This is a genomic window from Pauljensenia sp. 27098_8_83 (assembly GCF_041432695.1).
GTDB lineage: Bacteria > Actinomycetota > Actinomycetes > Actinomycetales > Actinomycetaceae > Pauljensenia.
On sequence record NZ_JAPWAD010000001.1, the window covers coordinates 26,295 to 48,295 of the forward strand.

22 protein-coding genes are annotated in these 22,001 nt (G+C 64.0%); 3 read left to right on the forward strand and 19 right to left on the reverse strand.

Features of this window, described 5'->3' with window-relative positions:
- Window positions 1-179 precede the first annotated feature (179 nt).
- Window positions 180-2,924 (forward strand): pyruvate dehydrogenase (acetyl-transferring), homodimeric type, encoded by a 2,745-nt coding sequence (aceE, locus tag O3656_RS00120; protein ID WP_500062059.1) that lies wholly within the window; start codon window positions 180-182, stop codon window positions 2,922-2,924.
- A 151-nt stretch (window positions 2,925-3,075) separates the two neighbouring features.
- Window positions 3,076-3,645: a flavin reductase gene (locus O3656_RS00125; RefSeq protein WP_500062060.1), complete on the forward strand. Its 570-nt coding sequence runs from the start codon at window positions 3,076-3,078 to the stop codon at window positions 3,643-3,645.
- Window positions 3,646-3,718: 73 nt separating this feature from the next.
- Here O3656_RS00125 and aspA read toward each other — a convergent pair whose 3' ends face one another.
- The 18 genes from aspA to rpsB form a co-directional block, all read right to left on the reverse strand.
- Window positions 3,719-5,131: an aspartate ammonia-lyase gene (aspA, locus tag O3656_RS00130; protein WP_500062061.1), complete on the reverse strand. Its 1,413-nt coding sequence runs from the start codon at window positions 5,129-5,131 to the stop codon at window positions 3,719-3,721.
- Between the two features lie 135 nt (window positions 5,132-5,266).
- Complete coding sequence (locus tag O3656_RS00135; protein ID WP_500062062.1) at window positions 5,267-5,638, reverse strand: acyl carrier protein; 372 nt, start codon at window positions 5,636-5,638, stop codon at window positions 5,267-5,269.
- The gene (locus O3656_RS00140; RefSeq protein WP_048676248.1) at window positions 5,638-6,141 is read right to left on the reverse strand and encodes a DUF3145 domain-containing protein; all 504 of its coding nucleotides are present in this window, start codon (window positions 6,139-6,141) and stop codon (window positions 5,638-5,640) included. Before O3656_RS00140 ends, O3656_RS00135 begins: the two co-directional genes overlap by 1 nt.
- 170 nt (window positions 6,142-6,311) lie before the next feature.
- Complete coding sequence (gene def, locus O3656_RS00145) at window positions 6,312-6,803, reverse strand: peptide deformylase (RefSeq protein ID WP_016461051.1); 492 nt, start codon at window positions 6,801-6,803, stop codon at window positions 6,312-6,314.
- Window position 6,804: 1 nt separating this feature from the next.
- Window positions 6,805-8,613, reverse strand: coding sequence for a proline--tRNA ligase (locus O3656_RS00150; RefSeq protein WP_500062063.1), 1,809 nt, complete (start codon window positions 8,611-8,613; stop codon window positions 6,805-6,807).
- A 78-nt stretch (window positions 8,614-8,691) separates the two neighbouring features.
- A complete protein-coding gene (locus O3656_RS00155; RefSeq protein ID WP_500062064.1) occupies window positions 8,692-9,108 on the reverse strand; it encodes a hypothetical protein in 417 nt (138 codons plus the stop codon).
- Between the two features lie 109 nt (window positions 9,109-9,217).
- Window positions 9,218-9,721 (reverse strand): hypothetical protein, encoded by a 504-nt coding sequence (locus O3656_RS00160; protein ID WP_500062065.1) that lies wholly within the window; start codon window positions 9,719-9,721, stop codon window positions 9,218-9,220.
- 20 nt (window positions 9,722-9,741) lie between these two features.
- Window positions 9,742-10,908: a flavodoxin-dependent (E)-4-hydroxy-3-methylbut-2-enyl-diphosphate synthase gene (ispG, locus tag O3656_RS00165; RefSeq protein ID WP_500062212.1), complete on the reverse strand. Its 1,167-nt coding sequence runs from the start codon at window positions 10,906-10,908 to the stop codon at window positions 9,742-9,744.
- A gap of 126 nt (window positions 10,909-11,034) precedes the next feature.
- Complete coding sequence (locus O3656_RS00170; RefSeq protein WP_500062066.1) at window positions 11,035-12,276, reverse strand: M50 family metallopeptidase; 1,242 nt, start codon at window positions 12,274-12,276, stop codon at window positions 11,035-11,037.
- A gap of 2 nt (window positions 12,277-12,278) precedes the next feature.
- On the reverse strand, window positions 12,279-13,550 hold the full coding sequence (gene dxr / locus O3656_RS00175) for a 1-deoxy-D-xylulose-5-phosphate reductoisomerase (protein ID WP_500062067.1): 1,272 nt from the start codon (window positions 13,548-13,550) through the stop codon (window positions 12,279-12,281).
- Window positions 13,550-14,098 (reverse strand): DivIVA domain-containing protein, encoded by a 549-nt coding sequence (locus O3656_RS00180; protein ID WP_500062068.1) that lies wholly within the window; start codon window positions 14,096-14,098, stop codon window positions 13,550-13,552. Before O3656_RS00180 ends, dxr begins: the two co-directional genes overlap by 1 nt.
- Complete coding sequence (locus O3656_RS00185) at window positions 14,091-14,780, reverse strand: DivIVA domain-containing protein (RefSeq protein ID WP_500062069.1); 690 nt, start codon at window positions 14,778-14,780, stop codon at window positions 14,091-14,093. The genes O3656_RS00180 and O3656_RS00185 overlap by 8 nt, the downstream gene beginning before the upstream one ends.
- Window positions 14,777-15,961, reverse strand: coding sequence for a dual-specificity RNA methyltransferase RlmN (gene rlmN / locus O3656_RS00190; RefSeq protein ID WP_500062070.1), 1,185 nt, complete (start codon window positions 15,959-15,961; stop codon window positions 14,777-14,779). Before rlmN ends, O3656_RS00185 begins: the two co-directional genes overlap by 4 nt.
- A gap of 92 nt (window positions 15,962-16,053) precedes the next feature.
- Window positions 16,054-16,965: a phosphatidate cytidylyltransferase gene (locus O3656_RS00195; RefSeq protein ID WP_500062071.1), complete on the reverse strand. Its 912-nt coding sequence runs from the start codon at window positions 16,963-16,965 to the stop codon at window positions 16,054-16,056.
- Window positions 16,965-17,522 carry a ribosome recycling factor gene (gene frr, locus O3656_RS00200; protein WP_500062072.1) on the reverse strand — a complete coding sequence of 186 codons (558 nt, stop codon included), beginning with the start codon at window positions 17,520-17,522 and terminating at the stop codon, window positions 16,965-16,967. The genes O3656_RS00195 and frr overlap by 1 nt, the downstream gene beginning before the upstream one ends.
- Before the next feature lie 38 nt (window positions 17,523-17,560).
- Complete coding sequence (pyrH, locus tag O3656_RS00205; protein WP_500062073.1) at window positions 17,561-18,271, reverse strand: UMP kinase; 711 nt, start codon at window positions 18,269-18,271, stop codon at window positions 17,561-17,563.
- Window positions 18,272-18,401: 130 nt separating this feature from the next.
- A complete protein-coding gene (gene tsf, locus O3656_RS00210; RefSeq protein ID WP_500062074.1) occupies window positions 18,402-19,229 on the reverse strand; it encodes a translation elongation factor Ts in 828 nt (275 codons plus the stop codon).
- 25 nt (window positions 19,230-19,254) lie between these two features.
- The gene (gene rpsB / locus O3656_RS00215) at window positions 19,255-20,085 is read right to left on the reverse strand and encodes a 30S ribosomal protein S2 (protein ID WP_500062075.1); all 831 of its coding nucleotides are present in this window, start codon (window positions 20,083-20,085) and stop codon (window positions 19,255-19,257) included.
- 444 nt (window positions 20,086-20,529) lie between these two features.
- On the opposite strand from rpsB, the gene O3656_RS00220 reads away from it, so the two are divergent.
- Complete coding sequence (locus O3656_RS00220) at window positions 20,530-21,024, forward strand: peptidoglycan DD-metalloendopeptidase family protein (RefSeq protein ID WP_500062076.1); 495 nt, start codon at window positions 20,530-20,532, stop codon at window positions 21,022-21,024.
- A gap of 61 nt (window positions 21,025-21,085) precedes the next feature.
- On the opposite strand, the gene O3656_RS00225 is transcribed toward O3656_RS00220, so the two are convergent.
- Entirely contained in the window at window positions 21,086-21,997 is a 912-nt protein-coding gene (locus O3656_RS00225) for a tyrosine recombinase XerC (protein ID WP_500062077.1), read from the reverse strand.
- Window positions 21,998-22,001 lie beyond the last annotated feature (4 nt).

Here is a 22,001-nt window from a genome sequence, read left to right on the forward strand (position 1 = left end):
TTTATGCGGCACAGAAGATCGATACGTCGGTGATACGCACCTCATAGTCGATACGCGAGGCAAACACTCGCAAAGGATCCCCAATAGTGGGACAATGGTCCCGATATGCGCGATGTCGCCCGAGGACATCGCCCACGCACGCTGCGCGAGCAGCACCGAGTCAAGCGAGAAGGTACACCGTGAGCCAACTCCACGAGTCCCACCCCGTCGTCAACGGCCTGATTCCTCAGGTTCCCGACAACGACCCCCAGGAGACCGCCGAATGGGTTGAGTCCCTGTCCGGGCTCATCAACGAAAAGGGCGGCCCCCGCGCGCGCTACATCCTGCTGCACATGCTGGACGAGGCGCGCCGCAACGGCGTTCAGCTCCCCCAGGAGTACACGACCCCCTACGTCAACACCATTCCCGTTGACCAGGAGCCTTACTTCCCCGGCGACGAGGCCATGGAGCGCGAATACCGCCGCTGGATTCGCTGGAACGCCGCCGTCCAGGTGACGCGCGCTCAGCGCCCCGGCGTCAAGGTCGGCGGACACATCTCGTCCTACGCATCGGTTGCCACCCTCTACGAGGTCGGCCTCAACCACTTCTTCCGCGGCAAGGACCACCCCGGCGGCGGCGACCACGTGTTCTTCCAGGGACACGCCTCCCCCGGCCCCTACGCCCGTGCCTTCCTCGAAGGTCGCCTCTCCGAAGAGGAGATGGACGGCTTCCGTCAGCAGGTCTCGACCAAGCACGGTCTGCCCTCGTACCCGCACCCGCGCCAGCTTGAGCGCTTCTGGGAGTTCCCCACGGTCTCGCTCGGCCTGGGTCCCGCCGAGGCCATCTACCAGGCCTGGTTCGACCGCTACCTGTTCATGAACGGCATCAAGGACACCTCGCAGCAGCACACGTGGGCCTTCATCGGCGACGGTGAGATGGACGAACCCGAATCCCGCGGCATGCTCCAGCTCGCCGCCCAGCAGCGCCTGGACAACCTGACCTTCGTCATCAACTGCAACCTGCAGCGTCTCGACGGCCCGGTGCGTGGTAACGGCAAGATCATCCAGGAGCTCGAGGCCTTCTTCAAGGGCGCGGGCTGGAACGTCATCAAGGTGATCTGGGGCCGTGGCTGGGACCAGCTGCTCGCCGCCGACAAGGACGATGCCCTCGTCCACGTCATGAACGAGACCCTGGACGGCGACTACCAGACATTCCGCGCGAACGACGGCGCCTACGTGCGTGAGCACTTCTTTGGCCGCGACCCGCGCACCAAGGAAATGGTCAAGAACTGGACCGACGAGCAGCTCTGGGAGCTCAAGCGCGGCGGCCACGACTACCGCAAGGTCTACGCAGCCTACAAGGCAGCCATGGACCACACCGGCCAGCCGACCGTCGTCCTCGCGCACACGATTAAGGGCTACGCCCTCGGCTCGCACTTCGCCGGCCGTAACTCGACGCACCAGATGAAGAAGCTGACCCTCGAGGACGCCAAGCAGCTGCGCGATCGCCTCCAGATCCCGATCACGGACGAGGAACTCGAGCGCGATCCCTACATGCCGCCGTACTACATGCCGCCGGCCGATCACCCGGCCCTGCAGTACATGAAGGAGCGCCGCGAGATCCTCGGCGGTTGGGTGCCCGAGCGCCGCGCCGACCGTGCGCCCAAGCTCCCCGAGCTGCCCACCCGTCCCTTCGAGGCGCTCTCGAAGGGCTCCGGCAAGCTCGAGGTCGCCACGACCATGGCCCTCGTGCGCCTGTTCAAGGACCTCATCAAGGACAAGCAGGTCGGCAAGTACTTCGTGCCGATCATCCCCGACGAGGCTCGCACCTTCGGTCTGGACGCGATCTTCCCGTCGGCGAAGATCTTCAACACGACCGGCCAGTCGTACACGCCCGTGGATGCGGACATGATGCTGTCCTACCGCGAGTCCGAGCGCGGCCAGATCATGCACACGGGCATCACCGAGGCCGGCTCGGCCGCCGCCTTCCAGGTCGTCGGCACGGCGTACGCCACGCACGACCTGCCGATGGTTCCGATCTACATCTTCTACTCGATGTTCGGCTTCCAGCGCACGGGTGATCAGTTCTGGGCAGCGGGCGACCAGATGACGAAGGGCTTCGTTATCGGTGCCACGGCGGGCCGCACGACGCTTGCGGGCGAGGGTCTGCAGCACATGGACGGCCACTCGCAGGTCCTGGCTGCCACGAACCACGCGTTCGTGTCCTACGACCCGGCGTACGCGTACGAGATTCGCTACATCATGGCGGATGGCCTCCAGCGCATGTACGGCGACGCGGATGGCCGCGATCCGAACGTCATGTACTACATCACCGTGTACAACGAGCCGATCCGTCAGCCGGCCGAGCCGGAGAACGTGGACGTCGAGGGTATCATCAAGGGCATCTACAACGTCGAGGAGCACCAGAACTTCGGCGGCCCCAAGGCTCAGCTGCTCGCCTCGGGCGTCGGCGTGCCGTGGGCGCGCGAGGCTCGCGAGCTGCTGGCTCGCGACTGGGGCGTGGACGCCGCCGTGTGGTCCGTGACCTCGTGGAACGAGCTGCGCCGCGATGGCCTGGACGCCGAGGAGCACAACTTCCTGCACCCGTCCGAGCCGCGCCGTACCCCCTACGTGTCGACGAAGCTCGCGGGTCGCGAGGGTCCGTTCGTGGCCTCCTCCGACTTCGACCGCATGCTGCCTGACCAGATTCGTCAGTGGGTCCCGGGCGACTACCACGTGCTCGGTGCGGATGGCTTCGGCTTCTCCGACACCCGCCGCGCTGCTCGCCGCTGGTTCCACATCGACGCGGAGTCGATGGTCGTGCGCACGCTGGCTGCCCTCGCCGAGAAGGGCCAGGTTGACCCGTCGGTCGTCCAGCAGGCGATCGACAAGTACGAGCTCTTCAACTACGCGATCCAGGGTAATGACCACGCTGGCGAGGAGTGATCGTCGCTAGGCCCGCGCTCCTCCATCGCGGTGCCCAGCGGTCATGAGAACGAGGTCGGGGACCCCCACGCGGGGGTTCCCGGCCTCCTCTCATTCCCCGACAGGTGGGATAGCCTCTGCCCTCCTGACGCGCGCGGCGCACAATGGATGCATGCACGTTCCTTACGAGACCGAAAAGTTCTACTACGGTTTTCCCGTCTACATCCTGGCCTACCCCGACGACGCTGTCGGCGTTGGAATCACGACGGGGTCATCGTCGTACTCGCTGGGACAGATGGTCATGATCGGCTGCGATTCGACGACACACGCGGCACGCTCGATCAAGCGCTCCGGCGTGTGCTCACTGAACCTCTTCGGGCCCGAGGCCATGGGCCTCTTCGAGTATGCGGGCACCGTCTCTGGTGGGAATAAGCTTGGCGATGCCCGCGTGGCATCAAGCAGTTATGACGGCGTCCCCGTCCTCGACGACTCCCAGATGAGCCTCGTTTGCCGCGTCCTGGAGGCCACAGAGGATGGCACCTACACGCACTTCCGCTGCGAGATTACCCAGCGCCTGGTGGCCCCCTCACTCATTGACGAGCAGGGCCGTTTCCGCTACGTGGATCTGCACACCGTCGAATACGTCGGAGACGCGCGCAGGCGCATCTACCGCTACTTCTCGGACCGTGTGGAGCGTTTCGGCACCTTCGTTCGTTCATTCAAAGAGTCGCTCCTCCCCTAGCGCCGTCACGTACCAACAACAAAAGCCGGGGACCCACGCGGGATCCCCGGCCTCGTCTGTACGTAGAGGCTACTCAGCTCTCGTCGGTGCCCGCGTACTTCGGGTGCGCGAGGTTCTCGGGCGAGAGAATACGCTCGACCTCCTCCTCCGAGAGGAGCTCCATCTCGTGGATGACCTCGCGGACGGTCTTACCCTCTGCGGCGGCACGCTTACCGACGACGTCGCCCAGGTGGTGACCGATCACGTCGTTGAAGTATGTGACGATACCGATGGAGTTCTCCACGTAGTGGCGGCACACGTCCGGATTGGCGGTAATGCCATTCACACAGCGCTCACGCAGCGTGTCGCACGCATTCACGAGCAGGTTGATCGACTCGATGAGCGCCTGGGCGATGACGGGCTCCATGACGTTGAGCTGGAGCTGTCCCGCCTCGGCCGCCATGGTCACGGTCTGATCGTTGCCGATCACCTTGAAGCAGACCTGGTTGACGACCTCGGGGATAACGGGGTTGACCTTGGCGGGCATGATCGACGAGCCCGCCGCCATCTTCGGGAGGTTGATCTCGTTGAGGCCCGCGCGAGGACCGGAGGCCAGCAGGCGCAGGTCGTTGCAGACCTTCGACAGCTTGACGGCGCTGCGCTTGATGGTCGCGTGCATGGAGACATAGGCGCCGGTATCGGAGGTCGCCTCGAGGAGGTCCGGAGAACCAACGACACGCGCGCCCGTGATACGACGCAGGTGGCGCACGACAACCTGCTGGTAGCCATCGGGCGTGTTCAGACCGGTACCGATAGCGGTCGCGCCCAGGTTCGTCTCGAGGAGCAGCTCAGCGTTGTTCACGAGGCGCTCATCCTCCTCGCGGAGCGTGTGCGCGAAGGCCGAGAATTCGCTGCCCAGCGACATCGGGACGGCGTCCTGCAGCTGCGTGCGCCCCATCGTCAGGATGTGGCGGAACTCAGCACCCTTCTCATCGAAAGCATCGGCCAGCTCATCGATGGCCTTGCGCAAGCGATTCACCTTACGCCACAGCGCAATACGGAAGGCCGTCGGGTAAGCGTCGTTCGTCGACTGCGAGCGGTTGACGTGGTCATTGGGGTTGATGATGTCGTAGCGGCCCTTGTCCTCACCGAGGATCTCCAGTGCCAGGTTCGCGATGACCTCATTCGCGTTCATGTTGACGGAGGTGCCGGCACCGCCCTGGAACTGGTCGACGGGGAACTGGTCCATGCAGCGGCCGTTTTCGATGATCTCGTCGCACGCGGCGATGATCGCCTCGGCCTTGGACGGCTTCATCGCCTTGAGCTGCATGTTCGCCATCGCGCACGCCTTCTTCACCTGGGCGAAAGCGCGGATCAGCTCGGGCGCCTCATTGATCGTGCGCCCCGAGATCTGATAGTTCTCGATGGCGCGCAACGTATGAATGCCCCAGTACGCGTCGTCGGGTACTTCGCGGGTGCCAAGCAGATCTTCTTCGGTGCGGGTCAACGTTGTTCCTTCCGTCTGTCCTCCGGCCGTTTCCTTCCGGCCGATGCGCCTCCATGGTAGGCCCTGTAGGCCCGAAATTCCGGCACTTTACGAACATTGGAGAAGTCGTTGAGACTCCCGTAATCAGCTCTTTCGCTAGTGATTGGACACGGCGTCAGTGACCGCGTCAAGCAGGTCTGCCAGCGTCACCCATTCCTTGATCGCAGCATCCGCGAGAGCCACCTTGGCCTCGCGCTCGACGCGCGCGACGACGGCGTAGAGGGAGACATCATCCATGTCGAGGTCGCCACGCAACGTGAGCTCCCCGCGAGCGTCGGCGGGGTCAAGCTCCACCTCGTCGAGCACAGCCTCCATCGCGGCCTCGCGGGCGCGGTCCTGCGCGGTGTCAACTCTGCTCTCCGACGAGGCCGGGGCCGCGCCGGGCGCGTCGTCAGACGCATCGGGATCGACCAGCTGCGCTAAGCCTGCGCGCAGCTGGTCACCGAGCAGGTCGGCGATGGAGCCCATCAGCCGACCCGGTTATTCAGCCAGCGCACGGGGGCGCCGGCACCCGCATGGCGGAAGGACTCAAGCTCATCGTCCCACGCCTGGCCGAGGGCTAGGTCGAGGCCCTCGCGCAGCTCCTCGTACGTGGTCGCAGACTCCAGGGCCGCGCGAATACGATCCTCGGGCACGACGACGTTGCCGACCGTGTCCATCTGTGAGTGGAAAATACCCAGGGAAGGCGTGTGGCACCAGCGTCCGCCGTCGCTCGAGGCGGTGGCTTCCTCCGTCACCTCGTAGCGCAGGTGCTCCCAACCGCGCAGAGCGGACGCCAAACGGGCGCCCGAGCCAACCGGTCCGACCCACGAGAACTCGCAGCGAACCATGCCCGGCGCCGCCTCTTGATCCGACCACTGGAGGTGGACCTCCTGGCCGAGCGCGGTACCCAGCGCCCACTCGATGTGCGGGCACAGAGCGGGCGGTGTTGAGTGCACGAAAAGTACACCGCGGGTGTATGACCCTCTCATTGTTCCTCCTGTTGGCTTTGTCAGGATCGTCTTCCCCTACGCCCTAAACAGCCGAGAGTCGCAATGATCTGCGCCTTAACAGCGCACACGATGTAGTTACAGGATAGTCGAACGCGCCGGGGAATGCATTCCATTCCCCGGCGCGTCCACGCCACGACAACGCTCGATGCTTAGAAACCCGCGTTGCGAATGTCTCGCAGCGCCTTCTTGCGGGTCGCGCGATCCAGGCGATCAATGTAAATGTGACCGTCGAGATGGTCACACTCATGCTGAATGCAGCGAGCCATCAGCTCCTCACCCTCGACGACAACCTTCTTGCCGTCCAGGTCGGTGCCCTCGCAGCGCGCGTACCAGGCGCGCTCGGTCGGGTACCAGAGCTCGGGAACCGACAGGCAGCCCTCGTCGCCGTCCTGGTACTCGTCCTCGCTCAGAGCAACAATGCGGGGATTCAGCACGTAGCCGATCTCGCCGTCGATATTCCAGGAGAACGCACGCAGGCTGACGCCAATCTGGTTGGCGGCCAGACCGGCGCGACCGTCCATGTCGACGCCTTCGAGAAGATCCTCGACGAGGGCCTTCACATTCGGGGTGATCTCCGTGATCGGGTCACACACGGTACGCAGGACCGGGTCGCCGATAATGCGGATGGGACGAATAGCCATGTCACTCTCCCTTCAGGGCCGCGGCGTGGAGCTCGCGCAGGCGAGTGACGGCTTCGTCGACGGGGACGACGATGGTCTCGCCGGTGGCGCGCACGCGGATCTCCACCTCGCCGTCGGCCAGCGAACGTCCGACGACCAGGCCGAAGGGCACGCCCACGAGCTCGTAGTCCTTGAACTTCACGCCAGCGCTCACCTTACGGCGATCGTCGACGAGGACGTCCAGGCCGGCAGCGTCGAGCTGCTCGCCAAGAGACTGCGCGATGTCGAAGACCTCGTCACCCTTGCCGGTCGCCAGGACGTGCACGTCAAAGGGCGCGATCTGAGCAGGCCAGCTCAGACCCTTCTCGTCGCAGTTGGCCTCGGCCAGAGCAGCCATCACGCGAGTGACGCCGATGCCGTACGAACCCATCGTGACGACCTGAGTCTTGCCGTTCTCGTCGAGCACGGTCAGGCCCAAGGCCTTGGCGTACTTGCGCCCCAGCTGGAAGATATGGCCGATCTCGATACCACGCTCGAGGTGGAGGGGGCCCGAACCATCGGGAGCCAGGTCGCCCTCGCGCACCTCAGCGGCCTCGATCGTGCCGTCAGCCGTGAAGTCGCGGCCCATGACCAGGTTCAGGATGTGACGCTGCTCGGCGTTCGCGCCGGTCACCCAGGCGGTCCCCTCGACGACGCGCGGGTCGACCAGGTAGCGCACGGAACCGGAGACGTTGCCCTCCTCGTCCACGACACGCTTGGGCGAGTTGGGGCCAAGCACCGTGGGGCCGATGTAGCCGCGCACCAGCTCAGGGTGCGGCCCAAAGTCGGAGTCCGAGGCCATCTCAACCTCGGCGGGAGCAACGGAAGCCTCGAGACGCTTCATATCAACGTCGCGGTCACCGGGCACGCCCACGACGAGGAGCTCGCGCTCGCCATCCGGGTGCGTCAGCGTCACGACGACGTTCTTCAGCGTGTCTGCCGCGCTCCAGGGACGGTCCTCGCGCGGGTAGCGCTCGTTGAGCAGGTCCACAAGCGCCTCGATCGTCGGCGCGTCGGGAGTCGGCACCTCAACCGGAGCTGGAACGCCGGACGCATCCTGAACGTCAGGAACGGGGGTCGTCACGGCCTCCGCGTTGGCGGCGTAGCCACCCGGGGACGCCACGAACGTATCCTCGCCGATCGGAGAGGGGTGCAGGAACTCTTCGGAGCGCGAGCCGCCCATCGCACCACTCATCGCGGAAACGATGACGTACGGCAGGCCCAGGCGCTGGAAGATGCGCTCGTAGGTGTCACGCTCGGCCTGGTAGGAAGCGTTCAGCCCCTCGTCGTCAATGTCGAAGGAGTAGGCGTCCTTCATCACGAACTCACGGCCACGAATCAGACCCGCGCGCGGACGGGCCTCATCGCGATACTTTGTCTGGATCTGGTACAGCGTCGCAGGCAGATCCTTGTACGAGGAGTACATGTCTTTCACGAGAAGAGTGAACATCTCCTCGTGCGTGGGGGCCAGCAGGTAGTCGCCGCCCTTGCGGTCGTTGAGCTTGAACAGCGTCGGACCGTACTCTTCCCAGCGGTTCGTTGCCTTGTAGGGGTCTGCAGGGATCAGGCCCGGGAAATGGACCTCCTGCGCGCCCATCGCATCCATCTCTTCGCGGACGATGTCCTCGATCTTGCGCAGCGTACGCAAGCCGAGGGGCAGCCACGTGTAAATGCCGGGGGCGCAACGGCGGATATAACCGGCACGCACCAGAAGCTTATGCGAGTTAACCTCGGCGTCAGCCGGGTCTTCGCGCAGGGTTCGCAGGAAGAAAGTCGAGAGATTTCGAAGCATGCTCCAAGAGTACGGCACGCAAAGCCTTTGAGGCCACCGGCACAGCCGTGTAGCCCCTCATCGAGGCAGTAGCAGCACTCAGATCGCGGCGCGGGTGCCGAGCTCGCGCTCACGGGCACCCGGGTGCGACGCGTAGTAACGGCGTGCCATCCACCCCGGGTATGCCCACTCGGGCAGGCCACCGAAGTAAAGAGCCTGAACAGCGACCGCCGCCATCAGGGCAAGAACACCAATCACAAGGCCGAGGGAACCAAGAGTGTCGAGTCCGCGAGCCTCACGAGCCATCAGATCCGCAGTCAGGAACCACAGAACGGACAGCAATGGCATCAGCGGCCACACGACCCGCCCCATTTCGCCAGCCGTGTTGCCACCGCCAAGCTCCAGACGCACGGAGACACGGCGCGCGCTCGCGCCGATACCGAACCACGCCCACGCCCAGACAAGAGCGATAGCGAGTCCCACGAGTGCGATCAGAGCGGTGGAGTTGGCGACCATTGCGTCCCCCTTCGGACAAAAGCAACATCCCCGTTGGCGTTGCGTACCTAGCGATACTACAACACCAACGGGGATATCTGTCCAACCGAAAGGTCGGAAACGAGACTAATCAGGCATCAACAAGCCCACCAACGCACGCATCGCGCAAATCACGCAGCATGGACAGCGACGACAGGGACTCTGCGGTGACTCCCGCCCACGCGAGCGCGCGCTCACGGCCTTGCGCCACATGACGCTCACGAATGTGCAGCAACGTACGCGACGGAGACAAGGGCAGCAGAGCGATCACACACGTGCCCGAGGCCTCGGCCCCCTCCGGGGCGCCAGGCGGTGCGACGCGCATCAGGATATGATCCTCGTCCTCGATATCGATGACCGTGGACTCGTCCTCAGGCTCGAAAACATGACCGAGTACATCCCAGACAGTGGACGCCGGCGCTTCGATCGCGATGCCGCGATCAACGACCACGTTCGCGCCGGGAAGAACCAGGTCACCGGGCAGCGACACGTCCGCCTGAGACGCTGTCAGGCCGATGCGCCGCGGGAAGCCCGTAGCCGCCACAGCGCAAGCACCCGCAACGAGTGACAGGCACGCGAGAGTACGAAAACGCATGTGATACTCCTTGCGAACGCTCAGAAGTCAATGCCCGGCAGCTTGACCTCCGGGGCAGTGATGGGGGCAACCTCGACGCTACCGGAACCCGGTTCGAGCCCGAGCTCCTCGGCAAGGGCATTCGCGCGACGGATGAGAGTCTCGACGATCTGATCCTCCGGCACGGTCTCAACAACCTCGCCTCGAATGAAAATCTGTCCCTTACCGTTGCCGGAAGCAACGCCGAGGTCTGCCTCTCGGGCCTCGCCCGGCCCGTTGACAACGCAGCCCATGACAGCAACGCGCAGCGGAACGGTCAGGTCCTTCAGCCCCTCAGTCACGTTCTCCGCGAGCGTCCACACATCCACCTGAGCACGACCGCACGACGGACACGAGACGATCTCCAGGGTCTTGTCGCGAAGGCCCATGAACTCCAGCATCTTCGTGCCGACCTTGACTTCCTCAACCGGAGGAGCGGACAGGGAGACGCGGATCGTGTCGCCAATACCCTCAGCGAGCAGGATCGAGAAAGCGGAAACAGACTTAATGGTGCCCTGGAAGGCCGGACCCGCCTCGGTGACGCCCAGATGCAGCGGCCAATCCCCCGCCTCTGACAGCATGCGGTAGGCCTGAATCATCGTCAGCACATCGTGATGCTTCACCGAGATCTTGAAGTCATGGAAGTCATTCTCCTCAAAGAGGGAGGCCTCCCAGATCGCGGACTCAACCAGAGCCTCGGGCGTCGCGCGGCCGTACTTCTTGAGCAGGCGCGGATCCAGAGAACCGGCGTTGACGCCGATGCGCAGCGACACACCGTGATCGGAGGCAGCCTTGCAAATGTCCTTGACCTGATCGTCGAACTTCCGGATGTTGCCAGGGTTGACGCGCACCGCACCACAGCCCGCCTCGATCGCCTGAAAGACGTACTTCGGCTTGAAGTGGATGTCGGCGATCACCGGGATACGCGACTGCTGGGCAATGATCGCAAGCGCATCCGCGTCCTTATCCGTCGGGCACGCAACGCGCACGATGTCGCAACCGGCCGCGGTCAGCTCAGCGATCTGCTGGAGCGTCGCTCCGATGTCGTGCGTCTTCGTCGTCGTCATGGACTGAACGGAGATGGGAGCACCCCCGCCCACGGGCACGTCGCCCACCATGATCCGACGCGTCTGCTTGCGCGGGAACGGCGACGCCGCAATGCCGGGCATTCCAAGATTGATTTCACTCACCGATTCATTATCGCGCACTGTGCGCATCCTTCCCACACGGACCACGCACGCGTGGTCAGACTCGCTTTCATCGGCGGGGGGCTCGCCCGCCTTTGTCAAGGCTTATCAGCCAAGAGACACCGGCTTCACGATGTCCGCGACGATCAAAATGACACTCATGACGACCAGCACACCGCCCACAGCCCACGTCAAGGGAACCAGGCGGGCCGTATCGGCAGGCCCCGGGTCCTGCGCGCCACGCATGCGAGCGAACGTTCGCCGGGCACCCTCATAGAGGGCACCCACAATATGTCCACCATCCAGGGGCGGCAACGGAATCAAGTTGAAGACGAACAGCGCCATGTTCAACGACGCCAGCAGGCTCAGCAGCACCGCCACGACCTGGCGAGTATCCTGGAGGCCCAACGCCTGCGAATCGCCCGTCACCTCGCCGGCCATACGACCCACGCCAACAACCGACACCACACCGGACGCATCGCGCTTCTCGTCCGTGACGATCGAGCGCCCCACCTGCCAGACAGCCTGCGGAAGGCGCACGACCACCGACGCCGTGCCCGTGAACATCTGCCAGTTGGCGGCGGCAACGTCCGACAGCGACGCCGACACGTACTCATACCCGGCGGTCACGCCAACAATGCGGGCTCCCTGGGCCCCCGTGACGGGAGTCACCGTCAGGTCGACGGTCCCGCCGTCGCGCTCGACGGTCAGGACAGCAGACTCGCCCTCCCCAGTCGCCCCAACGGCTCGCTGCAGGTCCGCGAAAGTCGAGACGGGCTGCCCGTTCCACGCGACGACCGTGTCCCCGGGGCGAACCCCGGCCTCGTACGCGGGAGAAGCCACTTCGCCAGACGCACTCGTGATCGTCGTCGGCACCTCGGCAATCGTACGCGACGCCGTCGGGGCACCGATCCCCATCATCGCAATCGCGGAAAGCACGAAGCAGATAAGCAGGTTCATCATCGGTCCACCGAGCATGACGGTGATCTTCTTCGGGGCACTCAAGTGATAGAACGCGCGATGTTCCTGCCCTTCAGGGATCTCCTCAGCCGAGGCCTCGCGCGCCTCCTGAGCGAGGGTCGGCTTCCCGCCTCGTCCCACGAGTCGCGTCCCCGGACGCGCCGGAGCGTACATGCCGACGATCTTCACGTAGCCGCCGAGCAGGATAGCGCGCAGCGCGTAGGTGGTGTCCCCAACTTTCTTCTTCCACAGGGCCGGGCCAAAGCCCACCGAATAGTCCGGAACCAACACGCCGAACTTCTTCGCCGGGAGCATGTGCCCCACCTCGTGGAGGGCAACCGACGCAAGAATTCCGATAACAACAACAACGATACCGACGAGAGAGCCCACGCTCACATATCCTTCCACTGGCCTGCGCGAACGAGTTCGCGTGCGCGCTGATCAGCCCAGCGCTGCGCGGCCACAATGTCATCCAACGAGGGATCCACAATACCCTCGTGCTCGTGCACGACCGCCGACACAGTGTCAACAATCGCGAGCCACGGGACCTCCCCCGCAATAAAAGCATCAACCAGCACTTCGTTGGCAGCATTCAACACCGCGGGATGCGTCGCAGACTCGCCGACGGCAAAGCGCGCCAGGTCCACCGCCGGGAACGTCTCATTGTCGACCGGCTCAAACGTCCACTGCGACGCCGCCGCCCACGTCAGGGGACTCTCCACGCCCGCCAGACGCTCAGGCCAGGTCAGGCCGAGCGCGATCGGCAGACGCATATCTGGAGGCGAGGCCTGCAGCGTCGTTGCTCCGTCGCACCACGTCACCATCGAGTGCACAATGGACTGCGGATGAACGGTCGCGATGATGTGCTCAGGCGCCACGTCGAAGAGCAAGTGCGCCTCGATCAGTTCCAGGCCCTTATTGATCAGGGTCGAGGAGTTGATCGTCACGACGGGACCCATCTGCCACGTCGGGTGCGCGAGAGCCTGCTGCGCCCTCACACCACGCAACTGCTCGCGCGTGCGCCCACGGAACGGACCACCGGAGGCGGTGAGAACCAGGTCAGCGACCTCGGAACGGCCCGACACAACCGGAGAGGTTAGGCCACGCTCGTGGACGCCCGACGCGAGTGCCTGCGCAATCGCAGAATGTTCGGAATCCACCGGGACAATCTGCCCCGGAAAACGCATCGCGTTCTTCACGAGGGTGCCACCAACAACCAGCGATTCCTTATTCGCCAGCGCCAGGCGTGCCCCGCTTTCCAACGCTGCAAGGGTCGACGACAGGCCCACGCCGCCGGTGATTCCGTTCAGGACGACGGGAACGAGGCCTGGATAGTCCTCCCGCGCCCGCTCCACCGACGCGCGAACGACATCGACCGACGCCTGCTCGCCCACGAACACCTGTGGGCACTGGCCACCCAGGGCGCGCACAGCGGCGTCGAGCTCCTCGCGCACGTCGCGTGCAACACCCACAAACGCGGGGGCAAGTGCAACGATCTGCTCGGCGAGGACATCAATCGACGAGCCACCGGCGCTCACACCGACGACGCGAAAACGCCCCGGATGCGCGTCAATAACCTCTCGAGCCTGGGTGCCGATCGACCCCGTCGATCCCAAAAGGATAACGGGAACAACACCACCGCTACGCTTCACGCTCCCCAGCATCAGTCGACCGCGAGCAGGATCTCGACAGCACGCCCGAGGTAGGCATCCACCGGTCCCTCCGCGTACGCTTTCTTGCCGCGCTTCGGCCGGAAAGTCGCAGTACGAATCTCATCAGCGGTCAGCTCACCGGCCTCGTCAAAGTAGGCGGCGAGACGATCAAGGAGGTCATCGACCTCCTCGCAGGCGTACCCACGGCCCGACGTCGGGTGCGAGAAACGCTCGCCGCGCGGACGCTGCAGGCGGGGGTACAGCGTCGTCGCACGATCCGCCACGCGGTCATACCACGCCGCTTCACCTTCAGCAGCCACCGAGTCGGCACGGTCACGGTTGACGAACGCGGCTTCCAGACGATTCATCGCCCCATCGACAGCTTCGATGTTGTAGCCGCGGCTCTTGAGCTCAAAGGTCGCCAGACGAACCTGCTCCGCGCTGAACTGCTCCGGGGGAACAGCGCCCTCGTATGCACGTCGGGCATCCTCGAAGAAAGCATCGACTTGCTCGCAGTCGTAGCCCTTCGAGAAGAGACCAACCCTAGGGAACTCAGTCATCATTGCTCCTTATACTCTGAGTCATGGAACGAAGAATCTCATCGACGGCCTCCTGGGTGCCAAACTCGGGGGCCACCTGGTCCACGACCGTCTGGATGGGCGGATCGGCTGCGTGGTGATCGACTATGCGCTCAACGCCGAAGCTATCGGTGGCCGCCTGTGTCGCGTCAACGTCCCACACGTGGGCGACCTGCGCTTCGGTCGGCTGCGGGGACACCGCCACGTCGCCAGAATCTGCTCGGGGCGTCTCTGGGGTGATCGGCCGGATATCGGAGGTGAGCACCTGTGAAGCTGCGGGAGGAACCACGGGCGCTTCGGGGGCACTGCGCGCTTCGGGGGCACTGCGCGCTTCGGTCGACGAGGCCGGGGCGGGCTCGTCGGCGCGAACGTCCGCCGCTCCCTCGCCGACCTCATCCTCATGCTGTGCCGCCCACTCGCGTTCGCGATCAAGCCCCCTCAACACGCCGATTAAGCGTTCTATCTCGGCGTCCACCTGGTCCATGTTGAAACCGCGGAACTTAACGGAAAACTCGATCTCCTCAGCCTTTTGAGCGGTCACGATCTGATCCGCCTCGCTCACCTGCCCCTTGATCGTGCGCTCCACATCGGCGAGGAACGCTCGCACCTCACTCATGTCGTAGCCCTCGCGCAAAAACGTACGCGAAAAATCGGTCGTGATCATGCTCGCTCCTCACCGCCGGGCCTCCGCCCCTCGGCAACCGCCGTGGCCAACTGGCCACACGCACCATCAATATCGGAACCGCGCGTATCGCGAATAGAGGTCGCGATACCGTTGTCGCGCAGGCGCTCAACGAACGTATCCTGGGCGTGCTTCGTGGACGCCGTCCAAATCGAGCCCGGGGTTGGGTTCAGGGGGATCGGGTTGACGTGCACCCAGCCATGGCCTCGTTTATTGAGCTCATCGGCGAGGAGCTGTGCGCGCCATTCCTGGTCGTTCATGTCCTTGATGAGCGCATACTCGATCGACACGCGACGCCCGGTCGCCAAGAAGTAGCCCCGCGCAGCGTCCAGAAGCTCGCCAACCTTCCAACGCGAGTTAATCGGAATCAGCTCGTCGCGCAGGTCGTCATCGGGAGCATGAAGGGACACCGCGAGGGTAACGGGCATCCCCTCCCCCGCGAGCTTCTTAATCGCAGGCACGAGGCCGACCGTGGAGACCGTGATATTGCGGGCACTCATGCCAAAACCTTCGGGGGCCGGGTCGATGAGACGATGCAGGGCACCGATCACGGTCTTGTAGTTCGCCAGAGGCTCACCCATACCCATAAAGACCACGTTCGACAGGTGGGTCGGTCCACCCGCTAGCTTGCCGTCGCGGCACGAGGCCTGGGCTTCGCGCACCTGATCGACGATCTCGGCCGTCGAGAGATTACGAGTGAGGCCCATCTGCCCCGTCGCACAGAACGGGCACGCCATGCCGCATCCCGCCTGCGAGGAGACACACAGCGTGGTGCGCTGCGGATAACGCATGAGAACGGATTCCACCTGCGCGCCGTCGTAGAGACACCACAGGTCCTTGATCGTGCGCCCACCGTCAGCCTCCAGGGAGACCACCTTCGTCACGAGTGGGGGCAACAGTGCTTCCAACACCGCATCGCGCATCCCCACGGGAATATCGCTCATCTTCGCGGGATCGGCCTCAAAGTGCGTGAAATAGTGACGCGAAAGCTGATCAGCGCGAAAAGCGGGGAGCCCGAGGTCCTTCAGGACCTGCTTACGGCCAGCCGCATCAAGATCGGCGAGGTGCGCCGGTGCCTTTCCACGTCGCTTCGCCGTGAACGACAGGACGGGCTTGGCATCCTTGTGTGTGGCACCCTCCGGCGGCTGGTCTGTCGGCCGCACCTCACGCCGTGAGCTGCGACGCGTAGGATCCGCCGGCCCCTGTGCTTTCTGCGTACGTTCATGCGCCCCGTGGGGCTGCTTCGTTACTTGGCTCAATGGGTAGACTCCCAAGAAATACCCGGCAGTGCCCACGCGAAAATAAAGTAGGCAACCGGCGCGCTCATCAGCAGAGCGTCCACTCGGTCGAGAACACCTCCGTGCCCGGGCAGGATCTGCGACATGTCTTTCAGGCCGGCCTCACGCTTGACGAGAGACTCAGTCAAGTCGCCCATCGTTCCCACGAAGGCGATGGCGATACCGGCAATCAGGCCCCACCACCACGAGGCACCAAGCAGCCACAGTCCGACCGAGCCTACCGCCATCGCGGTGAGCGCGGATCCAGCAAAGCCCTCCCACGACTTTTTCGGCGACAGTGCGGGTGCCATCGGATGCTTGCCAAACATGACGCCAGCCGCCCAACCTCCCGTGTCGTTGGCGATCACCATGAGCTCGAAGACAACGAACACCCACGGGTTATGCCATGCGGCGAGCATGAGAACGACAAACGAGGCCAGGAACGGAACGTACACAGCAGCAAACGTCGAGGACACGACGTCGCTCATCCGCGATTTCTGTCGATGATCAAGGAGACGCCACGCAGCACACACGAAGACCGTAATGTACAGGGCGAACAGCATGCCCTCAGTGCCCAGCCACCACGCACACGTCACCATGCCGATCGCGCCGACATACAGCGGTGTGACAGTCAACGTAATGCCCATGCGCGCAAACGCGCCGGCAAGCTCCCAAATACCGATAAGACACACGAAGGCGATAACACCAACGAATGCGGGAAGCGAGGTGAAGAGCGGGACTGCGACAGCGGCGATCAGCACGACCGCAGTCGTGATTGCCTGCGGAAGGTTGCGCCCGGCCTTCCCCGTCGGCCCACTCGCGGGATGGTTCTCACGAGTAGGCCCCGGGGAAAAGACGCGGGCGAGGAACGAACGATCAGTTGACGCCATCAGATCGTCAGCAGTTCGCTTTCCTTCGCGGCAAGCATCTTATCGATCAGCTCCGTGTGTGCCTTGGTCGTTGCATCCAGCGACTTTTCCGCGCGCTCAACGTCATCCTCAGAGGCCTCGCCGTCCTTCTTCAGGCGGTCGAGCTGGTCCTTCGCCTTGCGGCGTACACCGCGGACGGACACACGACCGTCCTCGGCCTTGCTCTTGGCCTGCTTGACGTACTCCTTGCGCCGCTCCTCCGTCAGAGCGGGCAGGACAACGCGCACGACGTTGCCGTCGTCGGTCGGGTTCACGCCGAGGTCGGACTCACGCAGCGTACGGATGATTTCCTGCGTCGCGGTACGGTCGAAGGGAGAAATCAGAACCGTGCGAGCCTCGGGAATCTGGAAGCTAGCGAGCTGCTGCATCGGCGTGGGGGCGCCGTAGTAGTCAACCAGGAGCTGTTCGAACATCGAGGACGTCGCGCGTCCGGTGCGAATGTTCGCAAACTCGTGGCTGGCCGCATCCACGGCCTTGTCCATCTTTTCCTCGGCTTCGAGGAGAATATCGTCGATCACTATGTGCTCCTTTAAGTCAGTGGTCTGTGAAGGTTATATCACGCCGTCACTAGCGTACCGATTTCATCGCCCATCAGCGCGCGGGTCACCGCACCATCCTCGCCCATGCCGAAGATACGCGTCGTCAGCCCATTCTCGCGGCACAGTGCCAGCGCAGAGCCATCAATCACCTTCAGGTCGCGGCGGAGAGCCTCCGAATACGTCAGCGTGTCGAAGCGATGGGCATCGGGGTTCTTGTTCGGATCATCGTCATAGACGCCGTCCACACCGTTCTTCGCGACGAGGAGTTCATCGCAGTGGATCTCCAGGGCTCGCTGCGCGGACACGGTGTCAGTCGAGAAATACGGCAGGCCCGCACCGGCACCGAAGACAACGACGCGTCCCTTCTCCAGGTGACGAATCGCTCGCAACGGGAGGTACGGCTCAGCGACCTGAGCCATCGTGATCGCCGTCTGCACGCGAGCCGGAATACCCGACTGGTCGATAAAGTCCTGAAGTGCCAGGGCGTTCATCACTGTGCCGAGCATGCCCATGTAATCTGCACGCGAACGCTCAAGGCCCTCGCGGGCCAGCTGCGCACCGCGGAAGAAGTTACCGCCGCCCACGACGATCGCGACCTGCACGCCATTACGCACTGCCGTCGCAACCTGCTCAGCGATGTTTCGGACGACCTTCGGATCCAAACCAATCGATCCACCTCCGAAGGCCTCTCCTGAAAGCTTGAGCAAAACGCGGCGGTTCGTCGACATGACGCTTCTCCTTTATGACGGCCCTGAGAGGGCGGAACGCTTAGGAACCATAGTACCTGGTAAAAGGAAAGCGGCCCCGCCGTTCGGCGGGACCGCTCCCAACTGTCAGCAAGCTGACGACGTCACCAGATCAGGCACCCACGTGCACGCGCACGAAGTTGGTGACCTTGGCGCCGGCCTCCTTGAGGACCTGGCCGACGGACTTCGAGGGGTCACGGGCGAAGGCCTGGTCAACGAGGCAGTTGTCCTTGAAGAACGCGTTCAGGCGACCCTCAACGATCTTAGGAACGATGTTGGCGGGCTTGCCTTCCTCGAGCGTGATCTTCTCGAGGGTGGCGCGCTCCTTGTCGAGCACGTCGGCCGGTACCGAATCGCGATCGAGGTAGGCGGGCATGTAAGCAGCAACGTGCATCGCGATGTCGTGGGCAACGGACTTGCCGGCGGCATCGGTGACGACGAAGACGCCAACCTGCGGGGGCAGGTCAGGGTTGGTCTGGTGCAGGTAGAGGTCGACGTTCTCGCCCTCGACGCGCACGATGCGACCAACCTGGAGCTTCTCGCCGATGATGGCGGCGAAAGCATCCAGACGATCCTTGACGGTGCCCTCGCCCATGGGGGCGGCGAGCAGCGCGTCCAGGTCGGCAGCGCCGGACGCAACGGCGGCAGCCAGGACCTCGTTGGAGAAGTCGATGAACTTCTGGTTCTTGGCGACGAAGTCGGTCTCCGAGTTGACCTCGACCAGCACGCCGACGGTACCGTCGGTCTGAGCGGCCAGCAGGCCCGCGGAGGCCTGGCGGCCCTCGCGCTTGGACAGGGACTTCAGGCCCTTCAGGCGGATAATCTCGAGAGCCTTCTCGGCGTCGCCGTTGGCCTCGGTCAGAGCCTTCTTAACATCCATCATGCCGGCGCCGGTCTGCTCACGCAGCGCCTTCACATCTGCAGCGGTGAAATTCGCCATCGGATGATTCCTCTCAGTAAAAAGTTCAGTCCTGCTTGGTGGCCGACTCTTCGGCAACCTCGGCGGCGGCAGCTTCGTCAGCCTGAATCTCGCCCTCGAGGAGCTCGCGCTCCCACTCGGCCAGCGGCTCAGCGGCGGTCTCTTCGCCCTTGCCCTTACGGACATCGGAGCGGGCGATGAGGCCCTCGGCGACGGCGTCGGCGATCACGCGGGTCAGCAGGGAGACGGCGCGGATGGCGTCGTCGTTGCCGGGGATGCGGTAGTCGACCTCGTCCGGATCAGCGTTGGTGTCGAGGATGGCAACGATCGGGATGTGCAGCTTACGAGCCTCGGAGACCGCGAGGTGCTCCTTCTTGGGGTCGACGATCCACACGGCCGAGGGAACCTTGGCCATGTCACGGATGCCACCGAGCGTGCGCGAAAGCTTGTCCTTCTCACGGCGCATCATGAGCAGTTCCTTCTTGGTGTGACCGGAGGCGGCCACATCGTCGAAGTCGATCTGCTCGAGTTCCTTCAGGCGCTGCAGACGGGTGGCAACGGTCGAGAAGTTGGTGAGCATGCCGCCGAGCCAACGGTGGTTCACGTAGGGCATGCCGACGCGCTGGGCCTGCTCGGCCACGGCTTCCTGGGCCTGCTTCTTGGTGCCGACGAAGAGCAGGGTGCCACCGTGGGCGACGGTCTGCTTCACGAAGTCGAAAGCGATGTCGATGTCAGCAATGGTCTGCTGCAGGTCGATGATGTAGATGCCGTTGCGCTCGGTGAGGATGAAGCGCTTCATCTTCGGGTTCCAACGGCGAGTCTGGTGACCGAAGTGGACACCGGACTCGAGGAGCTGACGCATGGTAACGATTGCCATGGTTCGTCCTTTCCCCGCAAGTCGCGAGTGATCAGTGGGGTTTCCCCCGGGTTATCGGTTTGCTGTGCGCGTAACGCACCCTGGTGCCATGACCGGCGACCATCCCCGAAGGGACCGAAGCCGCCGCGCCTCGCTTCCCTGGCGGTTTCCCGTGGTCGGCGATAATGGCACGCGAAGTCACCTGCACATGGCAAGTGCCTGGCCATCTTACCTCAGGTACGGTCAATTCACCGCACCTAGAGTGATGAGACCTTGCCTAACTGGTTGTGCGGTTGACGAGGCCGAGGCAGGAGGGTGGAAACGGACCCTCCTCGCGTGTCATCCACAGGCATGTGTGGCGACCTCCGGCTATCCACAACCGTGATAAAACGACTGGATCTCGCGAAGGCGGACTCACACACTGGGGGCATGATGTTGTCGTTCAGTAATCGCGCCCGGTCTCGCATGGCATGCCTTGCAGTCGTTATCACCGCCCTGTTGTGTGCGGCGTATCCTCCCAAGGCCGTTGGGACGACACAGGAAGACCGTTGGCAGTGGCCGACGGGAGCGCCTGTCCCGGTTGTCGAAGGGTTCTCCCCGCCGGCTCACGATTGGTTGCCCGGGCGGCGGGGAGTCACGTTGCGCTATCCAGCTCCATCCGCGGTCTACGCCTGTGCACCGGGGACGGTCACCGTCGCTGGTCCAGTCGCAGGCCGTGGGGTCATTTCGATTCACCACAGCGTACGTGGCCGCGATGTCTGGTCGACGTACCTACCTGTCACTCCCACCGTCACTGTCGGCGATCACGTCGAGAAGGGGGACGTTATCGGCGTCGTTGAGGCAGACTCGCAGACGCTGCACTGGGGCGTTAAAACAGGGCGACGTACCTACATCGACCCAATCCGCCTGACAATCGGGCGCCCGCATCTACTCCCCTGGGACGAGGCCACGGCCGGGTAGGGGCATCACGGAGTCCATCTAAGTGCAGGCGGAGCACGCTGAGCGGGTGACACCTCGCCCCTTACGCTCGCGGGTGCGCCCGCTGGTAAATCGCACTCAGCCGCGCGGTATCCACGTGGGTATAGCGCTGCGTGGTCGAGAGTGACGAATGCCCGAGCATCTCCTGGACGGCACGCAGATCGGCCCCACCCTGCAGGAGGTGGGTCGCCGTCGAGTGCCTCAGCCCATGGGGTGCAATGTCGTGAACACCGGCGCGCGCAGCCATCTTGTGCACCATTGAACGCACAACACGCGGGTCGATGCGACCGCCCTTCTCTCCAAGGAAGAGGGCGTTACCGCTCCCCTCCCTCACCAACTGCGGCCGGCCTCGGACGAGCCAGTGATCGAGGGCTTGCCCTGCCGGAGGCCCATACGGAACCACGCGCTCCTTATTTCCTTTACCGACGACGCGTACGGTGAGTGCGTCACGGTTCAACGACGACATGTCGAGGGCGCAGACCTCGGAAACTCGCAGGCCACAGGCATAGGTCAGCTCGAGGATCGCCCAATTACGTACCTGCGACGGCCCGCCCATCTTGGCTTCGTCGCGAGCGGTGTTGAGGAGCACCCGCGCGTCCGATTCGTCGAGGGGGGAAGGCAGGCGCTGATCGGCACGCGGCGAGGACAGCAGCGCAGCCGGGTCACGCAGGAGGATCCCTTCTCGCAGCGCCCACGCAGTGAAATTGCGAACCGCAGCGGTGTGGCGCGCGATTGTCGACCGCGCGCCCCCCGCCGCAAGCGTCTGAGCGAGCCACGAGCGAATAGCGCGTTGCGTCAGCACCTCACGCAGCCGCTCGGGCGACGCCTCCTCCTCGAGGGACACAAACTCCATCAGCGAACGCAGGTCGGCGCGATACGCGCTGATCGTATGGGGACTCATCCGTCGTCCGAGGCGCAAATACTCTTCCCAGCGCTCCCCCGCAGTGCGTGTCATGTGG